1 pseudogene is annotated in these 538 nt (G+C 37.5%); it reads left to right on the top strand.

Annotated features, from left to right (window positions below):
- Window positions 1–249, top strand: a pseudogene (locus HT693_RS10780) (N-acetylmuramoyl-L-alanine amidase family protein); the annotation flags it as partial.
- Window positions 250–538: the final 289 nt, after the last annotated feature.

The raw sequence follows: 538 nt of genomic DNA, 5'->3' as shown, positions 1-538 counted from the left end.
TCCATGGCAACAGGTTGGGAGCAAGTTGATGGTTCATGGTACTATCTCAACGATAATGGTTCTATGGAGATAGGTTGGCTACAAAATAATGGTTCATGGTACTACCTCAACAGCAACGGTTCTATGAAAGCCAATCAATGGTTCCAAGTTGGCAGTAAATGGTATTATGTAAATGCATCGGGTGAGCTAGCGATCAATACAAGTATAGATGGCTATAGAGTCAATGATAATGGTGAATGGGTGCGTTAACAGATTCCTCCCTGCGACACAATTGATAATAGTATGTCTGAATATATAATTATGTATAAAAAGCTATAGATAAGGTCATCTTATAGCGACTATAAAAAAGTGAACAAGCCTAGTCTTCTGTACATTAGAATTCAGGTTTGTTCACTTTTTGTTTGGGCTCTTTGTCAACTGTAGTGGGTTGAAGGTAAGCGCGTCATAACAAGGTATCTATCATTCATGGAAGACCTCCTGTATACTATTAGTAAAGTAAAACTATTGGAGGATATTTAAATGCCACAACCTATTGTTC

It is taken from the genome of Streptococcus sp. 2154, assembly GCF_013277255.1.
GTDB lineage: Bacteria > Bacillota > Bacilli > Lactobacillales > Streptococcaceae > Streptococcus > Streptococcus pseudopneumoniae.
The sequence above is the reverse complement of the archived record's forward strand: the minus strand, read 5'-3'. Positions and strand labels throughout refer to the sequence as shown.